Annotated in this window: 17 protein-coding genes and 4 pseudogenes; 10 read left to right on the top strand and 11 right to left on the bottom strand. The window is 70.3% G+C overall.

The features are described from left to right. The first annotated feature begins 30 nt into the window (after positions 1-30). The gene (locus D1J60_RS00260; RefSeq protein WP_164720788.1) at positions 31-1584 is read left to right on the top strand and encodes a phosphatidylinositol-specific phospholipase C domain-containing protein; all 1554 of its coding nucleotides are present in this window, start codon (positions 31-33) and stop codon (positions 1582-1584) included. A 333-nt stretch (positions 1585-1917) separates the two neighbouring features. On the opposite strand, the gene D1J60_RS00255 is transcribed toward D1J60_RS00260, so the two are convergent. Together D1J60_RS00255 and D1J60_RS00250 are read right to left on the bottom strand one after the other, a co-directional pair. After that, positions 1918-2244, bottom strand: coding sequence for a GYD domain-containing protein (locus D1J60_RS00255; protein ID WP_125819621.1), 327 nt, complete (start codon positions 2242-2244; stop codon positions 1918-1920). Positions 2245-2498: 254 nt separating this feature from the next. Continuing rightward, positions 2499-2954 (bottom strand): annotated as a pseudogene (locus D1J60_RS00250) (polyphosphate kinase 2); the annotation flags it as partial. A 478-nt stretch (positions 2955-3432) separates the two neighbouring features. On the opposite strand from D1J60_RS00250, the gene D1J60_RS00245 reads away from it, so the two are divergent. Together D1J60_RS00245 and D1J60_RS00240 are read left to right on the top strand one after the other, a co-directional pair. Then, positions 3433-3636, top strand: coding sequence for an EF-hand domain-containing protein (locus tag D1J60_RS00245; protein WP_125819620.1), 204 nt, complete (start codon positions 3433-3435; stop codon positions 3634-3636). Between the two features lie 448 nt (positions 3637-4084). Then, on the top strand, positions 4085-4552 hold the full coding sequence (locus D1J60_RS00240; protein WP_125819619.1) for a hypothetical protein: 468 nt from the start codon (positions 4085-4087) through the stop codon (positions 4550-4552). 1 nt (position 4553) lies between these two features. On the opposite strand, the gene istB is transcribed toward D1J60_RS00240, so the two are convergent. Beyond that, on the bottom strand, positions 4554-5375 hold the full coding sequence (istB, locus tag D1J60_RS00235) for an IS21-like element helper ATPase IstB (RefSeq protein ID WP_125819618.1): 822 nt from the start codon (positions 5373-5375) through the stop codon (positions 4554-4556). A gap of 3 nt (positions 5376-5378) precedes the next feature. After that, entirely contained in the window at positions 5379-6632 is a 1254-nt protein-coding gene (gene istA, locus D1J60_RS00230) for an IS21 family transposase (RefSeq protein WP_125819617.1), read from the bottom strand. Between the two features lie 1043 nt (positions 6633-7675). On the opposite strand from istA, the gene D1J60_RS00225 reads away from it, so the two are divergent. Further along, a complete protein-coding gene (locus D1J60_RS00225) occupies positions 7676-7939 on the top strand; it encodes a hypothetical protein (RefSeq protein WP_241253072.1) in 264 nt (87 codons plus the stop codon). A gap of 248 nt (positions 7940-8187) precedes the next feature. Here the strand turns inward: D1J60_RS00225 and D1J60_RS00220 are convergent, their stop codons facing one another. Beyond that, on the bottom strand, positions 8188-8421 hold the full coding sequence (locus D1J60_RS00220) for a DUF5133 domain-containing protein (RefSeq protein ID WP_125819616.1): 234 nt from the start codon (positions 8419-8421) through the stop codon (positions 8188-8190). A gap of 755 nt (positions 8422-9176) precedes the next feature. On the opposite strand from D1J60_RS00220, the gene D1J60_RS00215 reads away from it, so the two are divergent. Continuing rightward, positions 9177-10370, top strand: a complete 1194-nt coding sequence (locus tag D1J60_RS00215) for a spore photoproduct lyase family protein (RefSeq protein ID WP_125819615.1) — start codon at positions 9177-9179, stop codon at positions 10368-10370. A gap of 144 nt (positions 10371-10514) precedes the next feature. On the opposite strand, the gene D1J60_RS00210 is transcribed toward D1J60_RS00215, so the two are convergent. Then, a complete protein-coding gene (locus D1J60_RS00210) occupies positions 10515-10739 on the bottom strand; it encodes a hypothetical protein (RefSeq protein ID WP_125819614.1) in 225 nt (74 codons plus the stop codon). 526 nt (positions 10740-11265) lie between these two features. Beyond that, positions 11266-11919: an RlpA-like double-psi beta-barrel domain-containing protein gene (locus D1J60_RS00200; RefSeq protein WP_125819613.1), complete on the bottom strand. Its 654-nt coding sequence runs from the start codon at positions 11917-11919 to the stop codon at positions 11266-11268. 1314 nt (positions 11920-13233) lie between these two features. On the opposite strand from D1J60_RS00200, the pseudogene D1J60_RS37805 reads away from it, so the two are divergent. From D1J60_RS37805 to D1J60_RS00175, 3 genes and pseudogenes are all read left to right on the top strand, one after another. Beyond that, positions 13234-13707: pseudogene (locus D1J60_RS37805) on the top strand (IS5 family transposase); the annotation flags it as partial. A gap of 967 nt (positions 13708-14674) precedes the next feature. Then, positions 14675-15661: a helix-turn-helix domain-containing protein gene (locus tag D1J60_RS00180; RefSeq protein WP_125819612.1), complete on the top strand. Its 987-nt coding sequence runs from the start codon at positions 14675-14677 to the stop codon at positions 15659-15661. Positions 15662-15756: 95 nt separating this feature from the next. Then, positions 15757-16203: a hypothetical protein gene (locus D1J60_RS00175; RefSeq protein WP_125819611.1), complete on the top strand. Its 447-nt coding sequence runs from the start codon at positions 15757-15759 to the stop codon at positions 16201-16203. Positions 16204-16434: 231 nt separating this feature from the next. Here D1J60_RS00175 and D1J60_RS00170 read toward each other — a convergent pair whose 3' ends face one another. After that, a complete protein-coding gene (locus D1J60_RS00170; RefSeq protein ID WP_125819610.1) occupies positions 16435-16719 on the bottom strand; it encodes a hypothetical protein in 285 nt (94 codons plus the stop codon). Between the two features lie 1140 nt (positions 16720-17859). On the opposite strand from D1J60_RS00170, the gene D1J60_RS00160 reads away from it, so the two are divergent. After that, the gene (locus D1J60_RS00160; RefSeq protein ID WP_241253071.1) at positions 17860-18444 is read left to right on the top strand and encodes a hypothetical protein; all 585 of its coding nucleotides are present in this window, start codon (positions 17860-17862) and stop codon (positions 18442-18444) included. 315 nt (positions 18445-18759) lie between these two features. Beyond that, positions 18760-18933: pseudogene (locus D1J60_RS37650) on the top strand (transposase); the annotation flags it as partial. A gap of 112 nt (positions 18934-19045) precedes the next feature. Here the strand turns inward: D1J60_RS37650 and D1J60_RS00150 are convergent. The 3 genes and pseudogenes from D1J60_RS00150 to D1J60_RS00140 all read right to left on the bottom strand — a co-directional run. Continuing rightward, positions 19046-19474: pseudogene (locus D1J60_RS00150) on the bottom strand (leucine zipper domain-containing protein); the annotation flags it as partial. A gap of 103 nt (positions 19475-19577) precedes the next feature. Beyond that, positions 19578-20444 carry a MurR/RpiR family transcriptional regulator gene (locus tag D1J60_RS00145; protein ID WP_125819608.1) on the bottom strand — a complete coding sequence of 289 codons (867 nt, stop codon included), beginning with the start codon at positions 20442-20444 and terminating at the stop codon, positions 19578-19580. Positions 20445-20541: 97 nt separating this feature from the next. Beyond that, positions 20542-21828, bottom strand: a complete 1287-nt coding sequence (locus D1J60_RS00140; RefSeq protein WP_125819607.1) for a cyanophycinase — start codon at positions 21826-21828, stop codon at positions 20542-20544. Between the last annotated feature and the right edge of the window lie 2 nt (positions 21829-21830).

Genomic DNA, 21830 nt, shown 5'->3' with positions numbered 1-21830 from the left:
CACCAGCATCCGTCCTCGTACAGGAGTTCCATGTCTCGCCGCACCCCACACGCCGACGGCGCCGGATCGCCCCGAGGCTTCCGTCGCCCGGCCGCACTGATGGCGGCCGCGTGTCTCGCCCTGGGCGCCACACTGTTCGCCCCGGCCCCTGCCGTGGCGGCCGGGTCGACCAACACGGACGCCTACCGGAACCTGGGCCAGGCGGACCGTGCCGAGTGGATGTGGGGCATCGCGGGCGACACCCGGCTCTCGAACATGTCCATCCCCGGCACCCACGACACGCTCGCGATCCACGGCGGGGTCATGGTGCAGACGCAGGAGGACTACGGCGACAGCGCCGACACGCTGACGGCGCAGCTGGACCGGGGTATTCGCGCCATCGACATCCGGGTCCGCGTCACCGAGGACCGGTACTTCACCGTGCACCACGCCAAGTACTACCAGGAAGCCAATTTCGACGACGTCATGACCAAGGCGAAAGCCTTCCTGGACAAGCATCCGACCGAGTCGATCGTGATGCGGCTGCGGGCCGAGTGCCCCTTCTCGAACGGCGGCGCCTTCGACTGCTCGAACGACCCGAAGTCGGTGACCCAGGAGAAGGCTCGTTCGATCTTCGCCGGATACGTGCAGAAGTACGCCGACTACTTCTACGAGCCTTCGGTGCGGGGCACCGGCCGTGCCGATGTCCCCACGCTCAACGACGTCCGCCGCAAGGTGGTCCTGGGCGGCTTCGACAGCGTCGGCGCGGACGACAGCTACGGGCTCAAGGGTTTCGACGCCCACAAGGAGGACCACTGGGCGCCGTCCCAGATCCAGGAAAAGTGGAACTACGTCAAGGCCAACGTCAACAAGGCGATCACAGGCTCCGCCGATGATGTGTACCTGACGTACTCGTCCGCTTCCACGAGCCCCCTCATCGATCCGTACCAGTTCGCCGGCGGGCACCAGCTCGACGACGGTGCCGCGATACTCGGCGTCAACTACCAGCTCATGAGGCACCTCAACAACAGTGCCGGCCGCGTCGGCATCATCATGACGGACTTCCCCGGCTGGGGCCTGGTCAACGCGATCATCGACCACAACGACGACAACATGGTCAAGGGCGGCAACCGGATGACCTGGCTGGTCAACGCCGACAAGACCTACGCCAACAGCCTGTACCAGGGCCGGTGCATGGTGCGCGGGCCGGAGTTCGACAGCTCGAAGACCGGCGGCCTGGTCACGCAGCGCCCGTGCCAGGCGAGTCCGCCCAGCAGCCACCAGTGGGGAGCCGAGAAGCCGTCGACCTTCGACGGCAAGGGACACTTCTTCATCAAGGCCGCCAACGGCAAGTGCCTGACCGTCCCTTACAACGACGGGACCCCGCCCGGCTCGGGCACCCAGCTGTTCTGGTGGGACTGCGAGACCCGCTGGTTCTCGGGCAGCCAGATGTGGAACATCATCCCGACCAAGCTCGCCACCGCGACCGGATCCCGGCCGGCCTACACGTTCATCAACAACTGGACCGGCAAGTGCCTGTCGATGGACCCGGCCACCGCCGCCACGGCGGGCGGCAAGGTGACTCAGGAGACCTGCCCCAAGTAACACCCCGCCAACGAGCAGGCCGCCCACCCTGGCTGCCTTCACACCCGGACGCCAGGCCGTCCTTCTCCCCAGAAGGGCGGCCTGGCACCGGCAACCGACCTACTGGTGATGGACCGCCTCGTCCGGGAGCCAGCCAGCCACCCTGGCGCGGCTTCGGCTTCGGCTTCGGCCCCAGCCCGCCCCGCGCGCCGACCAAGCGGCCCCGCGATCCAGGGCAGCCGCACGTCCGCGGTGCCCCGGGGGCCGGCACGGCGGAAGGTCGGCGGAGGTGCTGCGGGTGCCGTCGACGACCATCCTGGTGCTTGTGCGGGCGGGCGGGCGGTTGCCGGCCCGTTAGGCGCCCGGAGCCCGGTACTGGATCTGCCCGGCCCTGCGCAGGGCGTCGAGCGTTTCATCGACGCTGAGGAGAACGGTGGTCTCGAACGAGCTGAGCGCGCCGCCGCCGCTGATCGCCAGCGCGACGGAGGCCATGGACACGTTGTCCGGAGCTTCCCAGAGGTTGTAGCCGTCGTGTGTGCCGAAGGCGTACCAGAAGCCGTGGAGCTGTCCGCCTACGGACTCGATGTACGACCGGGCGGCCTGCGCGCGGTCCTCGGGGCGGGCGGTCAGTCTGGCCCAGGTCTCCGGCGTGTAGCTGAACCTTGAAAGATAGAGCGGCACCGCGTCTCACTTCCGTTTCGTCGATAGGGCATGGACGCCTCACCGGCACTCCGCCGACCCGCTGGTGGCGTTCTGCGGGCCGTGAGCGGGCCGGAGGCAGCTCGGGGCCCGGCCGGTGATCAACACCGTCGCCCGCGCCGGTGCCTCGTGCGAGCTCGGGCGGGCCGGGCATCGGCAGCATCCTCGGCGCGCGGCCCGGCGTGCCCCGGCAGGCGTGGCCGGACGGACCCGCAGGTCCGCCGGATCGGCCCTGCGCCGGCGCGGTTGTACCAGGACCGGTCGAAGAAGACGATCTCCCCGGGCGCGCGAGCAGGCGGGCGGTGTGGCGCTGGAAGTACCACTGCCCGGCTTCCCGTCCACTCGGTTCGTCGAGGGCCACGCTTCTCGACCCGCGGGGGTTGAGCCGTTCGGTGAAGCGCTGGATCGTGCCGCCTTTGCCGGCCGCGTCCCTGCCCTCGCAGATCACGACCAGGCGTCCGCCGACTTCCTTCAGCCAGTGCTGCGTTTTCAGCAACTCGACCTGCCTGATCCGTTTGGTCCGCTCGTACTTTTCCGCCGGACCTTGCGGTCGTAGGGGTAGTTCTCCCGCCAGGTCCGCAGGGGGGCTCCGGGGAGTCCAGCAGGACCGGCTGCTCGGGGCGGCGGCCATCCACGCCGAGCCCGGACAGCAGCTCTTCGGCCTGCGGCCGCGAAGGCGCTTCGTCGTTCATTCCATGCCCCTATCCGCGCTCCGCACCTCCATGGCCGCCGGCCGGGGGTCCATGGTGCGAGGCTCCGGCCGAGCGGGTCGCAGAGCCACCTCCGGTGGGGTTCGACCAGCGCGGGGTTCTGGTGAGGGGCGGTGGGACCTCGCGGATGCCTGCTACTCGACCGGCTTCGCGCCCCTTCCGGCTGCGGACGGTGCGGGGTGGGCGGCGAAGACCTCGCCCACTCCGACCGCCTTCACGAGGCCGAGCGGCAGCGACCGTGGGGCATCGCGGCCGGCTGCGGCGGCACGGAGTGGGGTTCACCCCCGCTTCGTGACCGGATCTGTTGAATGGCGGCTGCGCCTCCTTGGGTGGTGGCCCTTCATCGTGCGTGGGCCGCGTGGCGGCAGGCCCGTTACCTGGCCGTCAGCGTGAGTTGACGGTGTGACAGGGTGGTGGACCATGTGGGCCCCCGGGCCTGTGAACGCGAGAGAGGTATGTCATGAACGAGGCCGAGCTCAGGGCGCTGTTCGCCGAGATCGACACGGACGGCGACGGGCGGATCAGCATTGTCGAACTGGCTGAGGGGTTCAAGGCTGAGGGTGCCCAGGGGCACCTCGCTGAAGAGGTCAAGAAGGCCATGAAGGCCGACGCGAACCACGACGGGGTCCTCAACTTCGAAGAGTTCCGCACCCTTCTGAAGTAGCGGCAGGACTGCCGGCCCCCGGACAAGCCTTGCGGGACACGGGCAAGCCGCCCACAGAAAAACGGCTTGCCCCCGCTGCCACGGCCGCCGGCGCCCAGGGCGCAGGAGACCGGCGTAGACCTGGGCCCGGATCCCGGGCTCGCCGGGATCCTGCGCCCCGAGCTGCTACCCGCAGATCGCCCAGAGATCGTCAAGCGTGGCCCCGGTGACGTCCAGTACCACCAGGCCGGGCTCCGCGATAGGCGGATACCGGCGCCACGAGCGCCGCGGTGCCACGAGGCCAAGAGGCGGACACGTGATGGTCTTGCGGAGCGGGGTACGGAGGGCGCGCACAGGGGGAGGGCGTGTCAACGCTCTCTGAAATCTGACCCCCGGCGAGTCTCTGAAAACTGACCCCCAATGTTGTTGGCCGCCGAGTGCCCTGGTCGTGTCGGCAGGGTTGTCAGCCGTGGATGCCAGAATCGGCGGCATGACGCTGTGTGACTACTTCTCCGCCGCTGACGACCAAGCCGCCGTCGCGGTCCTCCAGACTCCGGGAGGACCGGGTCGAGCGGAGCTCGACGTGTTCCTCCTCAAGAACATCGACCCGGTCGTCGCGATCGCCCAACTTGAGGCCATCATGACGGGCTGCAGCTATGAGGAGGCCAGCGAACGCCCGCGGTCCGGAGAACTACTGTCGTCGGAGGAGGACGGCCCGCCCTTTGTGGTCAGCTTGTCGGACACCCTGTTCGATGCCCTCGTCACGGCGCCGCAGGACGACCTCGTTCGCTTTGCTGAGCCATGGTCGAAGACCGACGAACTCCAGCAGATTCGGATCGGCGCCGAAGTCGCGGCGGACGTTCTGAAGGGCCTGGCTGGACTGGCTCAGCGCGCTCGGACCTCCGGTCAGCGGTTGTATTGCTGGTGGGCGCTGTGAATTACCGGCGTTCGGCGCCGTTCTCCTTGTTCAGCAGTTCGCGTCGCTGGCGGGTGCGGTAGGAGTCGCCGGTCAGGGTAAGAACCTCGGCACGGTGGACCAGGCGGTCGATCATCGCGGCTGCCACGACGTCATCCGAGAAGGTCTCTCCCCACCGCCCGAAGGGGAGATTCGAAGTGACCATCACAGAGCCCTGCTCGTAGCGCGACGCGATGAGCTGGAAGAACAGGTTCGCCGCGTCCTGGTCGAACGGGATGTAGCCCACCTCGTCGATAATGATCAACTTGTAGCGGCGGATCTTCTTGAGCTCGGCCTCCAGGCGGCCAGCCTGGTGGGCTGTCGCGAGGCGGGCGATCCAGTTGCTGGCGGTGTCGAACAGGACCGAGTAGCCGGCCTGGGTGGCCTTGACCCCGAGGCCGATGGCCAGGTGGGTTTTCCCGATGCCGGGCGGCCCCAGCAGGATCACGTTTTCGGCCTTCGCGACGAAAGTGCCGGTCGCAAGGTGGGCAAGGACGTCGCGCCGCAGCGATGGCAGGTGGTCGAGGTTGAAGTCCTCCAGCGTCTTGACCTGGGGGAAGTGGGCAGTGCGGATCCGCATCATGGTGCCCTTGGACTCGCGGTCGGCGACCTGCCGCTGCAGCAGGGCGGCCAGATACTCCTCGTGGGACCAGTTCTGGTCGCGTGCCTGATCGGCGAGCTCTTCCCAGGTCGCACCGATCGTGGGCATCTTCAGCACCCGGGTCAGGTAAGCGAGCATGGACGGCATACCGTCCTTCGGACCGGTCACCGCGGTGGACTGGTCGGGCGTGATGGCCGTGGTCATGGGTCACTTCGCTTTCGTGGACGACGGGTTGAAGTCGACGCCGAACAGGGCGTCGTAGTCCGGCAGGGCCCGCAGCGCGACGCTGTGGCCGTCGGCGTGTTGGCGGGTGGCTGCCGCACGTCTTTCGCGGTCGAACGCCAAGGCCTGACGCAGTCGGGCGGCGGTTGCGACGTGGACCGGGTCGGTGACCACCGCCTGCTTGGCCCAGGACCTGGCATGTCGGGCGACGAGCTGGCCCTCGCAGAGGACCCTGACCTCCTGCGGGGATGCGGTGATGTCGACGAAACGGCCGATGACCTGCGGGTCGACCGAGTAATCGACGGTGTCGACGCGGACGTAGTAGTCCCGGCTCAGCCGGATGCGGTGGTTCAGCCCGATGGGCGGGGTGATCGGCGGCAGCGGGAGCATCGACAGGTAGTCGGTCTCCAGCAGGTCGACCGGCCGGCCCTGGATCGAGCGGACCGTCCGCGCGTTGGCCCTGATCAGCCAGTCGCCGAGCTGGTGGTTGAAGTCGGCCGGGGAAGTGAACTGCCGGCCGGGGAGGAACGAGGTCTCCAAGTACTGGTTGTTGCGTTCAACGATTCCCTTGTATTCCGGGTCGCGGGGCGGCGCCAGCTTGATCTTGGTGGCAAGCGTTCCAGCGAACGCCGCCGCGGGAGCGGTCACCCGCCCGGTCCCGCCAATCGCGGACTCACGGTCCCAGACCAGCGTCTTGGTGACCCTGCCGATGCCACTGATCAGTGACCACATGCCCGATAGGATGTCGCCGGCCTGGCGGGTCGGGATCATCGTCGCGGTCATGAAGCGGGAGAACCCGAGCGACATCACCAGCACCGGCAGAACCCGTTCCTGCCCGGCAGCGACTTGCACCTTCGTCTCGGGGAACCACAGATCGCACTGGGCGATCTCGCTGGGCTCGTAGGTCACGCGGTCGACCGGGTCGATGCCGACGTACTCCGGTCGGATCACCGCCAGCCGCTTCCGTAGCGGCGGCATCGAGTGCGGCCAGCCGATTCGCTCGGCGATGACCGGTGCCGGCATCCGCGGCCACTCGTTCAGCAGGACGCGGATCTGCGGCTCGAACGGGTCGACGACCGATCCCCGAGGTGTCCGTTCGTATTTCGGCGGTCGCTCCGAGGACAACGCGGCCCGCACCGTGTTGCGGGCCACCCCCAGTCGCCGCGAGATCTCCTTGATGGGCACACCTTCCGCTCGATGCAGCCGGCGTATCTCTGCCCAGTCCTCCACGTTCAGCACCCTCCAAGAGTCCGGAGGGGGTCAAGATTCGGAGACTGCCAGGGGGTCAGTTTTCACGAAGCAGCGACAGGGCGGACGAGGCGTACTTGTCCCGGGCGATCCGCCAGGCCCTGCGCAGCCGGGGCGGGCGCAGCCGCGCAGACCGCCGCGGCCGACGCCGTCCGCTGCGCCGCGCCGAGCGAGGAGGCCGAGCTCGCCAAGGGGGGAGAAGCCCGCCCCGGACCGGGCCGCCGACGCGCTGCGCCCGCTGCTCGACCCCGGTGTGCCGCCCGACCTGATGTCGGGTGAGGACTGGCTGGCGATGGCGGGGCAGATGGTCCTGCGGCAGAGGCCCGGCGTCGACCTGCACACCTTCCTGCCCCAGCGCGGCCGGGTCGCCCAGAGCGCCAGCACCGAGCCCGTACGCCGCGCCCGCCACAATGCCGGCCCCAGCCTCGGAGCGGGTGCCGGTGACAGCGGCGGCCAGCGCGGACGCCCGCGAGATGTGGGGTCCGCCGACCGAAGGCCTCACCGTCCCGAACGACCTGGGAACAGCTAGGCGTCTCGGCGGCGGCGAACAGCCGGCTGGTGACCATTGCGACGAACCCCGTGCGCTCCGAGCGGGAGACGGCCCTGCTGGCCAGTACCCGGGCCTGGCCCCTCCTTGCGGCCCGTCTCCCGCGGCACGGAAGGAGAGCAGGGCCTGCGCCAGAGGCTGAAGGCCGACCTGAGGGACAGCACCGCCCGGCAGCAGGGCCCGCCCTTCGAGCCGGGCGACGCTGGCGGGCTGGCGCAGGACCCTGCCCGGTTTCCCGTCCCCGGCACAAGGCTCCGGTGCGGGCGCGGGGTTGGACCGGGGGCGGTGGTGGCGTGGCTGCGCACCCTCGCGAAGCTGACCGTGCCCGCCGGCCTGCCGGCGCGGGTGCTGGTGCCGCGTGGGACCGGGCACCACGCGGTGGCGCACTCCGGCGGCGCGGAGTGCGGGTGCGTACGGCACGCCTGTGGGGCGTCACCCGCCGGCCGTGGTGCCCCGACCACGGCACGGCCGCCGGCCGAGGACGCCGATGTGGTGCCGCAGCCAGGCATCCGAGGTCGGTGACGCCTGCCGGGAGGTGATCGACCAACTGCTTGAGGTCAACGCGCTCTACCGGATCCGAGCCGCCCAGTGGCGCTGGGCCTGCGGAAGAAGTACGGCGACCGCCGCCTGGAGGCCGCCAGCGCGAAGGCCGTCTCGCTGCGGACCCGGCTTCGACGTCCTGGCCGACGGCCGGGCTCCCCACGGCTCCCTCGTCCTGCCCAACACCTGCGAGCTCGTCCAACGCTTCTGAGAACGCCGCCCCACGCCTCGTCCCCGATGCCACCCGAGCCGAATCCACGGGTCGGCCCAGCCCGGCAAGGCGCAAACGGTGTTGACGGGCGGCTCGCTCGAAGGGCCGGCCGTCGTTGACGGCCGACCCTTTCGCATGAGCCGACGGATCCCCCGTCCCTTCCGCTCTCGTGCTGGAGGGCCTGGCTCACTCGACGGCTCCGCGCGCGGGTCCTACGTGGCTTCCTACGGGAGAGGAGGCCTGCCTGCTCAGGGGGAGGCAAGGGCGGAATCGTCAAGGACGCGAGCTCCCGGAAGCCGGTGGCGCGCCGAGAACAACGCCGCGTGCACGTCGGCGGTGCCGGTCACCACGCACAGCGCGCGCTCGGCGTCCTCGAGCTCCCTCCGCACGGGTGAACCGTCGTCGGCGGCTGCGTCGAGTACGGCCAGAGCCCAGTACCGATCGACGAGACCGGTGAGCACGGCCGGGTGCGCCATCAGCATGGTGGGTTCCTTCCGTCGGCGAACGATCAAGTGGCCGTCGCCTACCCCGCCCGTCGGCTCCGAATCGTGGCCCGGCGTGCAACTGATCGCGAAGGGCGTTCACGGGGTGCGCGGCCCACCAAGGCGCCAGGGGAGGACCTGACCTGACCGGCCCCGTCGATCCTCCCAGCCGGAAGCCGCCGACGACAGCGCCGCAGGAGCCGCCCCGCCCCTGTCGCAGCCGCGCGCCCGAGGACCTGCCAAGGTCCGTGCCACACCTCCTCGACACGCAGGTGCACCCACCGGTGTCCGCTGCGAGGCACCGGACGCGTCCAGGCCCACCGCGTGAGACATCAGACCGGGTCGGGAAGCGCTGGTCACCACGGCTTCCCGCGTGCCCTGCGTACTGCAGAAGGAGAGCTGATCGGCGAACCGAGACAGCCGCACGCCGGGAGGATCACGCCCCGCAAGGCGGTGCCGCCCGGCAGACGTCATTCAGGGCCGACCGGCCATTCGTCCCGAAGGCCCATCGCGGGCGGTCCTCCCGAAGGCGTCCGGTGAGGGCCCACACGTCAGGCCCACTCTGAGTGCGGCATCATGCAGCGCTGTGCAGCGGTTGCCGCGTGGTCAGCCCTGCCGTCCGGCACCGGGCGCGCGGCCGTACCCCGCCGACCGCCGACCGCCGACCGCCGACCGCCTAGAGTGGACGTCCACTCTGCAGCGGACGTCACCCTCCCACCTGACCTTTTCGGGTCGACATCACCCAGGAGCCACCCATGGGCGCCCAGCCCCGTCGGAGCCGACCGGACGACGGCCACGCGGACGCCCTGTTCGCTCTCGAGGACCTCGACCCGGGTCAGGAACGGCTTCCGCGGGCGGACACCGGCCCGCTGTTCCGCGATACCCCGGCCGCCCGCCGGCTGCTGGCGGTTACGGAGATCCGGGCCGAGGCCGCCGCCGCGGCCTCCCGGCGGGGCAGGCAGATCCTCGCCCGTTTCCCGGACGCCAGGATCCTGCCCGTGGCGTCCCACTGGGCCATCCCGGATCTTCACGGCAACGCCGGCAACGTCGACCGCTGGGTCCGGATCAAGAGGGAGGTCCTCGTCCTCGGGGAGAAGAAGACGCTGACCACCCGGCCCAACGGGCGCTCGGCGGATTGGATCGCCCCGAGCTCCGCCAACGGTTGTGCGATGGCCTGTGCCTACTGCTACGTGCCCCGCCGGAAGGGGTACGCCAACCCGATCACGGTCTTCACCAATATCGAACGCATCATCGACCACCTTTCCCGGCACATCGCGCGTCTCGGTCCCAAGCCCGAGGGCAACCAGTGCGACCCGGCCGCGTGGGTATACGACATCGGCGAGAACAGTGACTGTTCCGTGGACGCCCTGATCAGCGACAACGTCGGCGACATCATCCGGTCCTTCGCCCGATGGCCCTCCGCCAAGGCCTCCTTCGCGACCAAGTTCGTCAATCCCGACCTCCTCCTGCTCGAACCGAAGGGACGCACCCGAATCCGTTTCTCGGTGATGCCGCAGGCCGACTCCAGGCTGCTGGACATCCGCACCAGCCCGGTCGAGAGCCGTATCGCCGCCGCCGGAGAATTCCTGGAAGCGGGATACGAGATCCACTTCAATCTCTCGCCCGTCGTTTTGCGGCCGGGCTGGGAAACGGCCTGGGCCGACCTCCTGCGGCACATGGACGATGTCCTGCCGACGCGGGTCAAGAACCAGGCGGCTGCCGAAGTGATCATGCTGACGCACAACGAGGAACTGCACGACCTCAACCTGGGCTGGCACCCGCGCGCGGAGGACGCCCTCTGGCGGCCGGACCTCCAGGAGCCCAAACGCTCGGAGAACGGCGGCATCAACGTCCGCTACCAGCGCGCGGTGAAGTACGACGCCGTCGACAGAATGGGCACCCTGATCGCCCGGCACGCACCGTGGCTCCGGATCCGCTACGCCTTCTGACATCCCGGGCCGCCCCGCACCTCGCGAGCGGCCCGCCGGCCCGGGCGGCCAGGGCCTCGGCACCCGCCTCCACCCCTACCGCGTGAGCCGGGAGCGGCCCCGAGCGCGTGCCCGCTCCCGCCCCCGGTCTTGGGCCGGCGCGGATCAGATGCCGGCGTTCCACACTTCCGGGCCGCCGCCTTCCCAGCGGATGGGCCCGTCCTCGGAGAGGTCCACGTCCTCCAGCCCGGCATGACGCAGGAGCTCGGACACGTCGCCGGGCGTGTACGCGCGGCCGAGGTCGGCGTCCACACCCAGCGCGTGCACGGTCACCTTCCGCCCGCCCCTCGGCGACACGGGATGGACCACGATCTCCGTCTGGTCAGGCATGCCTCCAGCCTGCGCCCTGGCCGTACGCCGGGCACTTCGAGACGGCCGGACGACGCAGCGCGACGGTCGGGGTGCGCGGGTCCGGTGGGAGCGGCCGCGGCGTCTTGCGCGGCCGCCCCGTGGGCGCGTCGCCGTACCCACCGGTGCCGCTGGTCCGGTTCACCCGCCGCCTGACCGACGGAGCCGGGCCCCTGCGGGCGGGCCCCGGCCTCCGACCGGAACCACCACACCAGCCGCTGTACGCCCCAGGGCGGTCAGCCGTGCCTGCTACGTGGGCAGAGCCGCGCCCTGGCCGGCTGTTTCCACTGCTGGAACCACTTGCTGACGTCGTCGCCGTCGAAGACGATGCCCGGCGTGGTGTGGGTCAGGACGCCGTCGGCGTCGACCGGGTCCGCCGGGACGCGGTACTGCCGTTGCCAGTCCAGCGGCCACGCGGCAGTCCCGGTTCCCGGCGCAGCGCTCGAGGTCAGGTCACGTCGGGCCCGGCCAGTCCTGGTGCTGGGCCCCACCCTCCCCGCCCGACCCGCTACTTCGCGAAGCGCCAGGTGACGTCCAGCTTGCGCTTGTCGAGCGAGGCGAGTGCCTTGAAGGCCCCCGGGGTGAGGTCGAGACCGTGCCGTCCCGCGCCTGGAGCCTTGTCGAGGACCGTCGCCGTGATGGACTTCCCCTTGTAGGTGATGACGACCTTGCGTCCGCACGTGCTCGACGGATACGCGGCCCCGAACATGGTGGGGTCGAGCGCGACGGCGAGGTCGCTTTCCTTGATCATCTTCCCGCACGCGCCCAGGCCGGGGGAGTAGTGGGTCGCGGAGCCCTTGTAGGTCTCACCCGGCTGGTCCGGCTGCGGAGAGGCCGTCGCCGTCTTGCTCGGCTTCGGGGGCGGTGCGGTGGTCGTGTCGGGCTGCGGGCTGCCTGACGGAGCGGGCGTCTTGCTCGGCTGCTGCGCCGTCGTACCGCCGGCCGGCGGAGCGAGGGTCGAGCCGGCCGGCTCCGCCACGACCGTGGCGTTCGGCTGGGCCGCAACCGTGGCCTCCGGCTTCGCGGCGACCGTCGCGGCCTGGGCGGAGACGGCGACGTCGCCGGTCTCCGAAGCGGAGGCGGTGGCGACGGTGATCACGGCGCCAGAACCGGCGGCGAGCACGGCAACTGCGACGGCGGCCGTGGCGATTGTTGTCTTCATCGTTCTCTCTCTTTGAAATGTCGCGTTCCAGGGTTGGCTCGCGGAAGGTCCTTGACGGTGTGCCCACGCGCACGGCCGCGCGCGTACAGCGTCCCGAGGGCGGCCGCTCTCACACCCGCCCAGGGGTCGCCTACGGCCCCGACGACGAGAACTGTCGCGCGGGTCCCCACCGGGGGCGGTCGAAGGCGCCCGCTCCGACGCGATGAGCCGCGAAGGTGCAGACCGGCAGGCCCGGCAGGCTTGCCAGGAAGACCTCGCTGCCCAGGGTGGTTTTGACCGGTAGCCCGTGCACCTGCGGTGTCGTGCCGGGACGTCCGTCGGTCGTGTGCCGTGGCCAGCCGCGGATACGCCCTGCCCGTGCCGGCGGAGTCGAGGGGGCGTGCCCGTGTCGGACACGGCTTTCCGGCCGAAGCCGGTGCGTCGGGGGGTAGCGGGTGGTGCGAACCGACGTCGCGAGGCCCTTGAGCCGGCACCCATCCGTCGGGACGTTGCCCAGCCCGATCGTGCCCCCTGCGGTCACCGCCTCCGACACTCCTTGCCGGTATGGGCTGTTCCAGCGGCATTCCACCGTGTGGACGTTGCCGTCGGTGTCCGAGCCGGGGCAGAGCCGGGTCGCCTCGTTCACGACGGAGTCCGCCGGGCCGAGGTCGGGCTCGGTGGCCTGAGCCGAAGGCGCCGGGGCGAGGATCGCGCATATCGCGGTCAGGGCCGCCGCGATGCCGCTTCGGATTCTCATGAGGGGACTCTCTCTCGCCCGGCGGCTGCCGGAGCCGTGCTGTGCGTGTACCGGCAGCCAACAGGCGGCAGCGCGCGCAGGCCATGCAGTTCCACCCGCAGAACTCGGAGCGGACTACTTTTGCGAGTCCACCCCGCACCGGTCACACGGTGCAGTCGCTGACCCCCGGACTCCGGGGCGGGCGGGCGCTGTGGGCCACGCCGTGCCGCCGCCCCGATGGCTACCCCGCTGGGCAACGCCTCCCGCGGCGGCCGCCGCGCCGACGAGACCCTCACCGAACAGGCCCGCCGGTTCCACCAGGACCACGCCCCCGCCGGCCGGCTCCCGCGCATCGCCCTCGACGGGCACACGTGGTCAGCTCGTCCACGCCGGCCACCCCCACCCGGTGTCCACATCTTCGCCGCCGCCTTCAGCCGACGGCACCTGGGAACGCGTCTTCGCCGCCCTGCTCGCCCAGGCCGACGCCGAGAAGGACCTCGACCGGGTCGTCGCCGTCGACTTCACGCTCGTCCGCGCCCACAAGCACGCCGCCGGGGCCCGCCAAAAGGGGCTCCGGCCGGTGAGCCGGCCGACCATGCCTCGTGCGGTCCCGGGGAGAGCTGACCACGAAGATCCACCTTGCTGCCGACTGCCGCTGCCGACCCCCGGCGTTCGTCCTCACGCCGGGTCAGGCCGGTGGCGCACCGGCGTTCACCGAGGTCATGACCGCGATCCGGGTCGCGAGGCCGAAGGCAGGCCGCGAACCCGGCCCGCCGTCGTGCTGGCCGACCAGGCGTATGCGTCCCGGGCGATCCGCGGGCACCCGTGCAGACACAGGATCCGGGCCGTGATCCCGCAGCCGGCCGATCAGATCGCCAACCGCGGACGGTTGGGCAGCAAGGCGGTCGGCCGCCGGCCTTCGACAAGACCGTCTACAAGCAGCGAACACCGTCGAACGCTGCATCAACAAGCTCAAGCAGTGGCGCGGCCCGGCCACCCGCTACGACAAGACGGCAACGGTCTACCTGGCGGCCCTTCACCTCGCGGCCATCCACATCTGGGCCGCGAGGTGATCTATAGGAAACGGCCTCGTGGCGGCCCTGCCCGGAACGGCGCCCATCCAGCCCCCTGCATCGGAACAGTCGCTGGCCCACTGCGCTACCGCCCTCGGCCATCTACTGCCTGCGGACCCGGCAGCCTTCCTCCGGGAGGGCAACGGCCCCACGCGCCCCTGCGGTCAACCATCATGACCCGGCGTGGAGAAGCAGCCGCCCGCGGTGCCGTGGGTGAGCGGCCATGACGCCGTCGAAGGCACCACTCGGGCGCCAGACGATCAGCTTGGACGCGAGCGCCGCCGACGTGCCGCGTCCGACGGGGCGGCCGCCACCCGCACCGACCACGGGTGGCGGTCACGGACATGACAGCATGAGGCCATGCCACCCCCTGCACCCCGACGGTGACTACGCGCGCGGTCTCCGCGATGTACTCCGTAGCCGACGACGCCTGGTACCTGGAACCGCAGCGCGCCACCGGGCAGGAGCACCTGGCGACCGCGATCGTCCCCGACGGGGACCCCGCGCGGGAGCCGACCGTGCACTTCCGCCGCACTCCCCGGAGCGGACCTCCCCGCCGTCCTGAACGCGGCCTTCGGCCGAAACCCCGACGGTACCGGCGTGGACGTCCCGGGGGAGTAGGAGCCCTGCCCCGCACGGCGGTCCTCGATGCGGAACGGCTTCCCTCACTCACCGTTGTTTTCTGTGGAGATGGCCGCCCCCTTCCCAAGGGCCGCGCTTGTACCTCTGGCGGGCGCTCCGAACGCCCTCCTAGGATCACCGGCGGACCGCTCCACCTGTACGAGTGCGTTCGGCACGGCCTCGCGGCCGCACGGCGTTCCGGCGCCGGGACAGCGGTGCGGTCCCCGTAGCCGGGGGCTCCCGGTCCCCTGAACCTCACGCTCCGTATCTGTCGGCGGGACGGGAGCGACGGACGGGACGGGCGCGAACCCCGGGTCAGCGACCAGCGAAGAGGGGGAACCAGCCCGTGGTGTGGACCCAGTTCACGACCGCCCATCTCCAGGGGGCACAGCGATACGAGAGCTGGGAGTCGATGGCCTCCCAGTCCCTGTTCCGCTCCCGGTTCACCGGTCCCCACCTGCACGACTTCCTCGCCAGATCCAGCGCACTGGACCTCGGGAACATCCAGACGTTCGCCCAGAGCCTGCCGCCCCTGGAAGCCAACCGGCCCCCCGCCCTCATCCGGCAGGCCGACCCCGAGGTCGTCCACCTCTGGCTGACCCGCCGGGGCCTGCTCGGCCTCAGCCAGTCCGGCCGCGACGTCATGGCCGGCGAAGGCGACTTCGTCCTCTACGACTCCTCGCGGCCGTGCCGCGGCTTCGCCGAGGCCCCCGACGGCCGGGACATCGCCGGAGTCATCGTGCAGGTGCCCCGCGCCCTGCTGCCCCTCCATCCCAACACCCTGGACGCCCTGACCATCACCCGCATCCCTGGGAACACCGCGATCGGAACGCTCTTACGCACCTACCTGACCGACCTCATGGCCCACGCCCCGTCCTACGGCAAGGCCGACGCCCCGAGACTGGGTTCGGCCACCCTCGACCTGCTCACGCTCCTGCTGGCCCGGACGGCCCGCGACGGGCGCTGCCTCACCCTCGAAGCGCGGCACACGGCCCTGCGGGCGCGCATCGGTCACTTCATCCAGCAGCGGCTTGCCGAGCCCGACCTCACGCCCGCGTCGATCGCCGCCGCCCACCGGATCTCCGTGCGCTACCTCCACAAGCTCTACCAGGACGACCACATGACCGTCTCCGCCCTGATCCGGCACACCCGCCTGGAACGCATCCGCCGCGATCTGAGTGACCCCCGACTCGGCGCACGCTGCGTCAGCGCGATAGCCGCCCGCTGGGGATTCCCGGAACCGGCCCACTTCAGCCGCGCCTTCCGCTCCGCCTACGGCGTCACCCCCAGCGACTACCGCCGCCACGCCCTGCCGGACCCGGTCGTGCACTGACCGTCAAGGCCTGTGCACGGCAGATCAATCCGTACGGACCCGCCCCTGCGAGGCTGCTCCCGTCAAGCCAGGCCAACGACCTCAAGGAGTCTGACATGCGGGTTTCCGGCAAGCGGATCGCCCTCGGCGCTGCTGCCCTGTCCTCTGCCCTCGTCATCGGGATCGCCGGCACGGCGAGCGCGGCCGTCGGCTTCCACGCGGTCTCCACGTCCGGCAAGAGCGAGATAGGCGGGAACTACGAGTACAAGTACGCGGGCCAGGCCGACACGGACAACCCGCGGGGCGGCGGCAAGAACCTCTACGACGGCAAGTTCACGAACGCGTCGGCCACGGACCGAGTCGGCGGCGACGGAGTCGAGTCGGTGCTGGCACTGGCGTACGACGAGTACAAGAACGGCGTCTGGAGCCACAAGACCAACGTCGTCGCGGTCGTCAACGGGACCCGGACCTGGACGTTCTCCAAGAAGGCCGACGTGAAGGCGTACGCCTGCGACCGCGCCGTCAACACCACCAGGCTCCTCAACTGCAAGGCCGCCTGGTAGCCCCACCCCCGCGGGGTCCGGCCCCCTCCCGGACCCCGCGGCCCAAGGGCTGTCCGCGACCTGCTGTCGTCCGGATGCGCGGGCTCCCGCGCCGGTCAGGACCAGGAGCAGGGGCGAAGGCGCGGAACCGCACGGTTACTGGAGCAGGACCGTCTTGCGGAGAAGCGAGTGTCCCACCGCTCCGGTCAGCTACTCCAGCCGGCTGGAGCGCCCAGTCCGCGGATCGGCCGGTTACCGGGCGGCCTCGCGTAGGAGCGCCAGGAGGGCGCGCGCCTGCGGGGCGCCCGCGTCGAAGAACTGCGTGGCCAGTGCGGGGGGTACGGCGGTTCCATGCATGCGGACCTCATGGCAGCTGAAGCAGAAGGCCGCCTCGAACAGCACCAGGTCGAGAGTGTCCGCGTACGCCCGGACACTCCAGCCCGGTGAGAAGCCGCAGCGGTGCTGCTCGCCGCCGGGCAGGCTTTCGATCAGGGCCATGGCGCTGACGGCCTCGCTCCCGACCCAGTGGGCGCCCACACGGCCGGGATACGGGATGCCCCGCCGCCGCTGCCACGTTGGCTCCTACGGGTGAAGACGCGGGGGCCGCACTTGCCCAGACCAAGGCCAAGCAGCAGGCGAAGAAGTAGCCCTCACAGATGACGGCTCACTCTCTGGGTGTGAATCACGGCTGTCGGCGACCTTGGCGATCGAGACAGTCGACCAGCTTCGCTTCGCTGCGGCGCAATCGAACAGACTCGTCCTCAGGCAGGGACCCCAGTGCGTCGACGAGGACACGTGTTCGGGAAACGTGGCCCAGCGCACTGGAGTAAATCCGGCACCCGGAGCACCATGCCAAGCCGACGCACCGCTCAAACATGGAGGACTCAGGCGGGTAGAGACGGAACCAGTAAGAGCGGACCGTTGTCCCGCAGGCAGCACAGATTCGGCGATCGCCGTCCCCGACCGTGTCCCAGGTCGCCACCTTGACCCAGTGCCACCGCCTTGCCGGTGCTCTTCAAGTCGTCATGCGCAGCATTCTCGCTCATGACCCATCCGCCCACCTCAAAAGCCCCACGACTACCATGGCTGGCCCTGCTCAGACCGGAACCCGGAGCCACTTCCGGCCGGAGCACGCGTCGTTTCAACCACAGACGTGGGGCCAGCCCAGACCGAATGTCTGGGGCCACTTCACACCGTAAGAAGCCGTTGTCGTACCGATTTTGGTGAGCATGGGTTCGAGTGCGGCGGCTCGGTCGGGCGATCTTCGGTCTGTCCGTGCATGAAAACAGGGCCTCTGATGCAGCTCGGGGTTGTCGAGACCTTGAGCACACCGGGAGGCCCTACCGACGGCATCCCGGCACCTCCACTGCCGAGACGACACAACACCTCGTCTCGCCACCGAAGCGTCGTCCCCATGCCTGACCAGCGCAAACGCACCCGTCACTCTCGGAAGGGCAGCGGCTTCCAACTGGCCCGGACGTGAATCGTGTCAGAAGTCTGGTCTAGCTTTGGCCTGTGAATCACAGCAGCCTCACGGTCGGAGCGCCCCGCGAGCCTGACTTGCCGCCCTACCAGGTAGTCCTAGCGGAGACTGATTGGCGTTCGCTCCAGACAGCTTTTGGGAACGGTGAGTGCCTGCCCAGAGTCCTGGCACGGCTGCTGGAGCCTGATCCCAAGGTGCAGGTCACCGCTTTGTCGGAACTGAGTGAGTTGGTCGGCCACCAGAACACCATCTACGAAGCCACCGCCCCCGTTGCCATGTATGTCGCTGGCATCCTCACCCACCCGGCGGCCATGACCCTCCGGCCGTATCGCAGCGTCCCCATCCGCGCGACATTGTTGAACTGGTTGGCTTCCACGGCTTACGACGCCTCCGACGACTTCGTAGACCGCGTTGGGCAGTACTTCCCTGGATTCCTCACCCCCGGCACCCTCGTGGCCGGCTTCCGGGACCTGCGCCCGATGCTATACCGAGCCGTCGCGCCCTTCCTGCAAGACAGTCACGAGGACGTGCTCGAAGCCGCCTGCCTCGCCGCGCTCATCCTCGCCGAGCACCCCGCGCTGGCCCAGCACCGCGATCACCTCGCCGTGCACGCGCGCCGCATCCTGGACACCAGCAGCGACGCCCCTAACCGGCGAATCGCCTGGAAGGCCCTCGAAGCATGGGGCCACGACGTCTCTGAAATCGAACCTTTTCAGGAGGAGCCCTGGGACTGCGGGCCACACAGCGATGGCCGCGGCGATCTCGAACCTCCCTTCTGATTGATAGGCGAACGGCCCACCGGCCCAAGGATGTGCGGCCGTTTAGAAGCAGTTGCCGTAACGATCTCGGTGAACATGGGTTCGAGTGCGGCGGCTCGGTCGGGCGATCTTCGGTCTGTCCGTGCATGAAAACAGGGCCTCTGATGCAGCTCGGGGCTGTCGAGACCTTGAGCACATCAGGAGGCCCTGTTGTCGCTGTCCTGTGGCCTCGCACCGGCTGGCGCCAACTCGGCTTCAACCGAGTGTGTTTGCCTCGCTCATCAGTTCGGGAATGCCGCCGACCGACCGCACAGGCGACCGAGGTATCCGTCCGACATGAGCGATGCGGAGTGGGCCGTCGTGCGCGACGCGATGCCCGTTCCCGCCTGGCTGGAAGGCCGGGGCGGGCGGCCGGAGGGCTACTGCCACCGTCAGATGGTCGACGCAGTGCGCTACTTGGTCGCGGGCGGTATCACCTGGCGGGCGATGCCGGCGGACTTCCCCGAGTGGGATCGTGTCTACGCCTTCTTCCGACGGTGGCGCGACACCGGCCTGGTCGCCGAGTTCCACGACCGGCTGCGGGACCGGGTCCGCCAGGCCGCCGACCGGGATCCGGAGCCGACCTCTTCACGTCGACGTGGATCAGCTCGCCTGGCCGGTCGCGTTCGTAGCGGCGGATCACGGTGCCGGTCGGCCGGTCCATCCAGGCCAGGCGGCCCAGGCCGTGCCGGGGCAGGATGCGGTGCACGGTCGAGGCGGGCAGGCCCGTGATCGGACCGATACGGGCAGGGCCAAGCTTGCGTGTCCGTCGCAGTTCACACACCCGGGCCTCGATCTCGGCAGCGGTGCGATGCGGCACCGAGTGCGCGCGGCTGGACGGGTCGGCCAGACCGGCCTCGCCCTCGGGCCGCCACCGCCGGACCCACTTGTGGGCCGTGGCCCGTGAGACGCCCATCTCGGCAGCCACGTGAGCCACCGGACGACCCGATACGACGCGTGCGACCAGCAACCGCCTACCGAAGACGGTCAGGCGGGCATTACGGTGGGACACGAAGACCTCCGTGCGGTGAGTTCCTAGACAGCTCCCACCACACCGGAGGTCTTCTCCATGTTCAAGACCTGCCGAGTGTCAACAACGCTCGTGATCAATACATCTAGACCATCCCTATGCGGTGGGCGACTTCCTCGTTGTGGCGCAGCTGCTGGTGTGCTTGGGGGCCGAGGGTGTTGATGACGCCGGCGATGAGGACCTCGATGACGGCCAGGGTGGGAACGAGGCTGTCGTAGGGGGCGGTGGTACCCACCTGGCTGGGCAGGACCACGTCCGCGTGGGCGGTGGCGGGGGAGAGCCAGGGGTCGGTGAACACGATGGTCTTGCCGGTGGCCTCGCGGGTGAGCTGGGCGATGGCGGTCTTGTCGTCCTCGTAGCGCCGGTAGTCGAAGAGCACGACGACGTCCCGGCGGGTGAGCTGGGCCAGCGCCGCGGTGCGTTCGACGGGCCGGTCGGGCAGGAAGCGGACGTCTTCGCGCAGCTGCATCAGGTGGAGGCCGAGGTACTGGGCCAGGAGGTGGGTGAAGCGGCCTCCGGCGAGGATGATGTGGCGCTTGCGGTCGGCGAGGAGTTCGACCGCCCGTTGGAAGTCGTGCGGGGGGATTTCGGCGAGCGTCTGGGCGAGCGCGGGGGCGAAGGTGGCGTTGCCGTGTTCGAGGAGCCCCGCAGTGCTGGTGGTCTCCTCGGAGTGCCCCAGGCCCGCGGCCTCGTAGAGGGCGACGGGGGAGGCGTTGCGGACGTCGAGTTCGCTGCGGACCGCCGCCTGGAGGTCGGGGAAGCCGTGGTAGCCCATCCGCGCGGCGAAGCGCAGGACGGTGGGGGTGGAGACCGAGGCTCGTTCGGCGATGACGGCGACGGTTTCGAAGACCGCGGACGGGTATCCGGCCAGCAGTGTTCGGGCGACCTTGCGTTCAGCGGGGCTGAGCGCGCCGAGGTTGGCGCGAATGCTGTCGGCGATGGTGCCGGTCATCGTCGGGTGGTTTCCTTCCGGGGAGGTCGTGCCGTGTTCGCCGAGCCTAGTGCCGGCGCGGCGAACACGGATGTGCGGGCTTGCCGTTGTGCCGGGGTCAGTTCGGGGTGATGGTGAGGGCGAGCGAGGTCAGTGTCGTCGGGTCCGAGGAGTCGGCGGCCCATGCGGTGGCGGGGTGTGTGCGGGTGAGCGTCACGGTGTAGCGCGGACTGGTCTCGAAGGTGGAAGCCGTCGCGGTGCGCTGGGTGCGGCTGGCCGCGAGGGAACGAGCGGTGCCCAGGAGGGAGTAGGGCCGCCCGCTGGTGTTGGCCGGGGAGTGGAAGGCGTCGGTGTTGGCGGGAACCGGGGTGTCGCCCGTCGGGGCGAGGGGGTGCTTGCCGGGTGCGGGAAGGGCCTGCCAGGTCCGGGGCAGGTAGCGGTCACCGTCGGTGAGGTAGGTGTAGCGGGCTCCGTCCAACGACCAGCCGGCGGTCGTGGTGCGGGCGCGGGCCTGGCGCAGGTCGAGGACGGTCACGCCGCGGGTGCCCTTGACGGTCGCGGTCTCGGCGGGTGTGCCGGGGTTGTCGATGACGAGGGCGGTGTTCTCGTCGAGGCCGTAGACGCGTGTGCGGCCGGTGTCGGCGGCCAGGCGCAGCGCGCGTCCTTCGCGGCCGGCGGCGCCGGTGTGGGTGTCGAGGAGGCCGGAGCGGAGGAACCCGAAACCGCCTGCCGGCAGGTAGCCCAGGCGGGTCGGGTCGTCGAAGTAGCCGGGGCTGCCGCCGTCGCGCAGCGCCTGGTAGGAGTCGCCTCCGGTGACCATGTCGGCCCCGGCCATGATCTGCGCGCCTGCGGAGGAGCCGGCGACGACGGCGCCGGCGGCGAGCTTGGCGCGGATCGCGGCCAGGACCTTGCTGTCGGTGTGCGCGTCGCCGTGGAGGAGGGTGGTGATGTAGCGGTACTGGTCGCCGCCGCCGAAGAAGAAGCCGGTCATGGAGTTGACCTGGGCGACGACCGCGTCGGAGTCCGCGTTGGCGATGTGGTCGAGGTCGACGGGTATCCACTGTGCGTCGGCGGCTCCGTGCTGCTTGAACAGGGAGGCGTAGTAGGCGCCGTTGCAGGCCGAGTTGCCGCACCGCGCGGGGTCGTCGGCGTTCGGGTCCTGGCTGGCGGGGATGGAGGCGGCGGTCAGGACGCCCATGCGGGCGGTGGGGCCGCCGGCGCGGTTGATGATCTCGCGGTAGACGGCCTTGTTGTCCTCCTTGAGGCCGCCGCCGACCAGGACCAGCGAGCCGCCGCGGGTCGGGCTGTGCGCGGGGGAGGCGTGGGCGGCGGGGACGGTGAGGGCGGCCAGCAGCATGGTTGCGGTGGCGGCCAGGAGGCTGCGTCGTGAGCGGGTGCCGGGCATGT

The organism is Streptomyces sp. W1SF4, from assembly GCF_003950035.1.
Lineage (GTDB): Bacteria > Actinomycetota > Actinomycetes > Streptomycetales > Streptomycetaceae > Streptomyces > Streptomyces racemochromogenes.
The sequence above is the reverse complement of the archived record's forward strand: the minus strand, read 5'-3'. Positions and strand labels throughout refer to the sequence as shown.

What these genes read in the sequence shown, in the direction of transcription:
- D1J60_RS00260 (WP_164720788.1), top strand. Translation starts at nt 31, where the DNA reads ATGTCTCGCCGCACCCCACACGCCGACGGCGCCGGATCGCCCCGAGGC.
- D1J60_RS00245 (WP_125819620.1), top strand. Translation starts at nt 3,433, where the DNA reads ATGAACGAGGCCGAGCTCAGGGCGCTGTTCGCCGAGATCGACACGGAC.
- istB (WP_125819618.1), bottom strand. Translation starts at nt 5,375, where the DNA reads ATGACCACGGCCATCACGCCCGACCAGTCCACCGCGGTGACCGGTCCG.
- D1J60_RS00225 (WP_241253072.1), top strand. Translation starts at nt 7,676, where the DNA reads ATGTGGTGCCGCAGCCAGGCATCCGAGGTCGGTGACGCCTGCCGGGAG.
- D1J60_RS00220 (WP_125819616.1), bottom strand. Translation starts at nt 8,421, where the DNA reads ATGCTGATGGCGCACCCGGCCGTGCTCACCGGTCTCGTCGATCGGTAC.
- D1J60_RS00215 (WP_125819615.1), top strand. Translation starts at nt 9,177, where the DNA reads ATGGGCGCCCAGCCCCGTCGGAGCCGACCGGACGACGGCCACGCGGAC.
- D1J60_RS00210 (WP_125819614.1), bottom strand. Translation starts at nt 10,739, where the DNA reads ATGCCTGACCAGACGGAGATCGTGGTCCATCCCGTGTCGCCGAGGGGC.
- D1J60_RS00200 (WP_125819613.1), bottom strand. Translation starts at nt 11,919, where the DNA reads ATGAAGACAACAATCGCCACGGCCGCCGTCGCAGTTGCCGTGCTCGCC.
- D1J60_RS00175 (WP_125819611.1), top strand. Translation starts at nt 15,757, where the DNA reads ATGCGGGTTTCCGGCAAGCGGATCGCCCTCGGCGCTGCTGCCCTGTCC.
- D1J60_RS00145 (WP_125819608.1), bottom strand. Translation starts at nt 20,444, where the DNA reads ATGACCGGCACCATCGCCGACAGCATTCGCGCCAACCTCGGCGCGCTC.
- D1J60_RS00140 (WP_125819607.1), bottom strand. Translation starts at nt 21,828, where the DNA reads ATGCCCGGCACCCGCTCACGACGCAGCCTCCTGGCCGCCACCGCAACC.